The organism is Rhodococcus sp. (in: high G+C Gram-positive bacteria) (assembly GCF_049286785.1).
Classification (GTDB): domain Bacteria; phylum Actinomycetota; class Actinomycetes; order Mycobacteriales; family Mycobacteriaceae; genus Rhodococcus_F.
In genome coordinates this window covers 1-4180 of sequence record NZ_JBAQEO010000931.1, presented here as the reverse complement: position 1 = coordinate 4180, position 4180 = coordinate 1, and the positions used below count along the sequence as shown (strand labels likewise).

At 65.8% G+C, this 4180-nt stretch carries 3 protein-coding genes, 1 rRNA gene and 1 pseudogene; 3 read left to right on the top strand and 2 right to left on the bottom strand.

Translation table 11 applies throughout. The features are described from left to right. Window positions 1-44 precede the first annotated feature (44 nt). A 5S ribosomal RNA gene (gene rrf, locus WAW17_RS33825) occupies window positions 45-161 on the top strand. 94 nt (window positions 162-255) lie between these two features. On the opposite strand, the gene WAW17_RS33820 is transcribed toward rrf, so the two are convergent. Beyond that, entirely contained in the window at window positions 256-1842 is a 1587-nt protein-coding gene (locus WAW17_RS33820; protein ID WP_422337187.1) for a PucR family transcriptional regulator, read from the bottom strand. Window positions 1843-1977: 135 nt separating this feature from the next. Between WAW17_RS33820 and WAW17_RS33815 the strand changes: the two genes are divergently transcribed. Then, window positions 1978-2382 (top strand): UBP-type zinc finger domain-containing protein, encoded by a 405-nt coding sequence (locus WAW17_RS33815; protein WP_422337186.1) that lies wholly within the window; start codon window positions 1978-1980, stop codon window positions 2380-2382. On the opposite strand, the gene WAW17_RS33810 is transcribed toward WAW17_RS33815, so the two are convergent. Continuing rightward, window positions 2366-3967 carry an adenylate/guanylate cyclase domain-containing protein gene (locus WAW17_RS33810; protein WP_422337185.1) on the bottom strand — a complete coding sequence of 534 codons (1602 nt, stop codon included), beginning with the start codon at window positions 3965-3967 and terminating at the stop codon, window positions 2366-2368. The genes WAW17_RS33815 and WAW17_RS33810 overlap by 17 nt on opposite strands. Before the next feature lie 41 nt (window positions 3968-4008). On the opposite strand from WAW17_RS33810, the pseudogene WAW17_RS33805 reads away from it, so the two are divergent. Continuing rightward, window positions 4009-4180, top strand: a pseudogene (locus WAW17_RS33805) (endonuclease); the annotation flags it as partial.

Here is a 4180-nt window from a genome sequence, read left to right as displayed (position 1 = left end):
GCAGATGTCTTCGCTGATGTTTGTGTGTGACAGTTTCATAGAGTTACGGCGGCCATAGCGGAGGGGAAACGCCCGGTCCCATTCCGAACCCGGAAGCTAAGCCCTCCAGCGCCGATGGTACTGCACCTGACAGGGTGTGGGAGAGTAGGACACCGCCGAACATCCGTTACCGGAAGCCCCCCAACACCGTTGGGGGGCTTCCGGCATTTCCGGGGGACAACTCCCTTTTGTCGAAAAGTGCTGTGCCCGCACGCTTCAGGGCTGCGTCCCGCCGGCCAATACCTGTAGTGCCCGGGTGGCCAGGTGAAGGTTGAGACGGGTATCGACACTGCGGAGGTCACGTCCGGTGAGGTCGTGAATCCGGGACATCCGATACCGGAGCGTGCTGCGGTGAATCCGTAGCGCCTGCGCCGTCTCGTCGTATTTGCCGCCGCAGTCGAGATACTGTGCGAGCGTGGCCGTCATCGTGCTTCTGTGTTCACGATCGTATTCGAGCAACGGTCCGAGCCACTCCCGCACGAACGACTCGACATCGTCGGTGGTGCTGTGCGAATCGAGGATGCGGTAGACGCCGAGTTCCTCGAAACGTGCTACGCCGGAAGGTGATAGCGACTGCCGACGAATTTCCAGCGTCCGGAGCGCATGGGCGTACGACGTCGGCACATCTCCCGGAGAGCCACATTCGGAGCCGACCGCGATGATCCCGGCCGCGCGTCCCGACATCTTTTCCAGTGCCGCCCACAAGGCATTCGGATCGACGGTCGCCTCGGCGATCGCTGCCACGATGTCGGGCCGCTCGTCGACGGCGGGAACCAGAAGAGCAGGAGTTTCTGTCGACCTGAAGTGCCGCCGCATGACGTCGGTCACGATGGTGTCCGGTGTGTTCGTCGTGCACTGCACCACCACCACGCGTTGGGCGGTACGGAGGTCGTAGCCGAGCGCGTCGGCCCGCGCACAAGCAGTCTCCTCTCCGGTGCCGGCGAGAAGGTCGGCTCCCAGATCGCGGCTGAGCCGTGCCTCCGTTTCGGCGAGTGACCGCCGGTGCGACAGTTCGACAGCGAGCACGGCCGCTGCGCGTTCGAGGGCAAGGAGATCGGAGTCGGTCGCAAGGTGTTCGGGATCCCACACGTAGAGGAGTCCGAGGAGCGTCTGACCGGGGCGGATGACATGCACGATCCGGTTGTCGTCGCGGACCGGATGGCCGTCCATCGAAGCGCGCCGGAGGACCTCGATCCGATTTCGTCCCCCGATCCGGCGGTACCGCGACGTCTTTCCCGGACCTGTCCACACCCGCAGGTGGCCGAACGCGTCTTCGAAGCCCACGGAGAGTCCGGTGAGTTCGTGGAGAGCAGTCGCAACGGCCCTCTCGTCGACCTCGGCCACCGACAGTCGGCCGAAGGTGCCGTAGACGTCGACTTCCCGCTGCAGACGGGCGACGTCGGCGGTCAACGCGGCGTTCTCCTCCTCCCGTCGCACAGAACGAGCTCGGAGGGTCTGCGTCCGCATCGCCGCCGAGGCGTGCTGGAGCACCAAGTCCAGAAGGGTCCGCTGGACGGGACTCGGCGGCCGCACCGCGCACAGGGTGACAGTGGTGGCAGGGGAGGTGGAATCGTCGATCTCGACGCGTCGGCGCCATCCTTCGTCCGTGCCGCTACGCGGAGGCTCGTCGGACCGCTCGATCGTCAACTGCCCCAGTTCGCCCACGGCCTCGGCCATCAGGCCGAGAATGTCGTCCCGACCACGGCATTCATACATACGTGCCGTGAGCTCGACGACCGAGCGGAGTTCCGCCTCCTCCGGGATGCCATTCATCACCCGGTTCGGGAAGGCGTCGAGATTCATGGCATTGAACTACCCCTTATCCGCCGGTCGAAACGGCTCGCTGTACCGACGGGACGAGTGACGGCCGATTCTTTGGTTCTGGCATGACCAGGTGAGGGAGCGGTGCAGCAGCCAACCTGGAATCGAGGTGGAGCAATGACCCAACGTTTCGACTGGCAAGATCCGGATCTCGGCATGGTGCGCGACGACGTCGTGGCGCACACCCCGGACGGCTGCGAGGGCTGTCTCGCGCTCGGCACGCACTGGCAACATCTCATGATGTGCCTGACCTGCGGGTATGTCGGGTGCAGTGACTCGTCACCCATGCGGCATGCGCGGCACCACGCCGAGCGGACCGGTCATCCGGTGGTGCAATCACTCCGGCACGGTGATAACTGGCGGTGGTGTTTCGCGCACGACGTCCGGATCTGCAGTCCCTACCCGGGCACCGAGATGTCGGCTACCCATCCGGTGGCGCGACCCGAAATCGTCGCCAGAAACCCGGGTCCGGGAGCATCGGTGGATCGGACGCCTCTCGCTCCGCTCAGGAAATCTTCGTAGAGGGATCGGAGACATCGCGAAGGTCCGACTCCGGGGCGACCGATTCTGCAGGAACCGCCAGGGTGGTGGGCTCGAGGCGCCCGCGGAGCGTGACCCGGTCGGTGAACTGCCATTGCCGCTTCTCGTCTTCGCTCGCCGCGTCGACGGCGGGTTGTGAGGCCACGAGGTGGCCGGGTACGTTCTTCGCCAGCTCCGAGAGCCGGGCGGCCTCGTTGACGGGGTCGCCGATCACGGTGTACTCGTACCGGTCGTGCGCCCCGATATTACCCGCCACGGCCCGTCCTGCGGCCACCCCGATCCCAGCTTCGCATCCACGCACTTCCTCGGCGAGGCGGTTCCTCAGGGCTCGGGCCGCCGACAGCGCGGCGCCCGCGTGGTTGTCGAGCACCAGGGGCGCGCCGAAGATGGCGAGAGCAGCGTCGCCCTCGAACTTGTTGACGAATCCACCGCGACGGTCCACCTCCTCCACGACGACATCGAAGAACCGATTGAGCAATTCCACGACCTCGGTGGGGGATCGGGTGACTGCAAGGGTGGTGGACCCGATGATGTCGACGAACAGGACCGCGACGTCGCGTTCCTCGCCACCGAGTTCGGTGGCCTGGCCGAGCGCGCGGAGGGCCACCTCCTGGCCGACATGGCGTCCGAACAGGTCCCGGATTCGTTCGCGTTCGCGCAGGCCCTCGGCCATCCGGTTGAATCCGGTCTGGAGTGCGCCCAGCTCCGTACCGTCGTAGACGATGACCTCGACGTCCAGTTCCCCATCGGCCACGCGGGCCATGCCGAGCTGGACGGACCTGATCGGCGCAGCTGTCGCCCGCACGCTGATGACCACCAGCAGCAGGCCGAAGCAGAGGATGACTCCGCCGAGCGCAAGGATCGAGATGGCCAGACTGGTCGAGCTCGCGTAGCGGATGAAACTGAAGACGGCGATGAGCATGAGGCCCGACAGCGGGACTCCGGTGCCGAGAATCCATGCGAGCACCGTGCGGCCCGTGATGCCCAGCGTCCGTCGCGCGCGTGGGCCGTCAGACGCCAGTGCGCGCGCTGCCACCGGCCGTAGCGCGAACTCGGTCAGGAGATAGCAGAATGCGCAGATCGTGATCCCGGCGAAGGCGATCGTGAAGGCGACCTTCGGGATGGTCTGCGGATCAATGATCCCGTACAGCGTCGTGAAGAAGGCCAATCCGAGACCCCACAGCGCGGCCTGGACGCGGGTGAGTCGCCACGGCGCGCGGAACGCCGCGGCCCGATCACGGTCCGAGGGTTCCTGATCCTCCGTGGCCCAGCGCAGATCCGAGACCAACCGTCTGGTTCCCCAGGTCACTCCGACGAGTACCGCGCACACGACGTACACCGGCACGGCGACGAAGTTGGCAAGCCAGAAGTCTCGTGCCCACACCGACGGACCGGGAACGACGACACTGATGAGGAGGCCCGCGATCAGTGCCCCGATCAGATTGGTGATGATCAACGGCGCGGTGAGGAGTAATTGCACGCGCACCCGGCGGCGACGCGGGCTCTCATCGGGCGAACCGAGCAGCCACGACCCCAACGGCGCGACAGATTTGCGTGGGCTCTGCATAGTTATTCGAGACTAGTCGGCCGATCCCTTAGGGTGGGCGGGTGCGCCTAGTGATTGCCCGATGCCGAGTCGACTATGTGGGCCGTTTGACTGCCCATCTGCCTACAGCGCGCCGTCTGCTGCTGATCAAGTCGGACGGATCGGTCAGCGTTCACGCCGACGACCGCGCCTACAAGCCGTTGAACTGGATGAGCCCGCCGTGCTGGCTCGTCG

What these genes read in the sequence shown, in the direction of transcription:
- WAW17_RS33820 (WP_422337187.1), bottom strand. Translation starts at nt 1,842, where the DNA reads ATGAATCTCGACGCCTTCCCGAACCGGGTGATGAATGGCATCCCGGAG.
- WAW17_RS33815 (WP_422337186.1), top strand. Translation starts at nt 1,978, where the DNA reads ATGACCCAACGTTTCGACTGGCAAGATCCGGATCTCGGCATGGTGCGC.
- WAW17_RS33810 (WP_422337185.1), bottom strand. Translation starts at nt 3,967, where the DNA reads ATGCAGAGCCCACGCAAATCTGTCGCGCCGTTGGGGTCGTGGCTGCTC.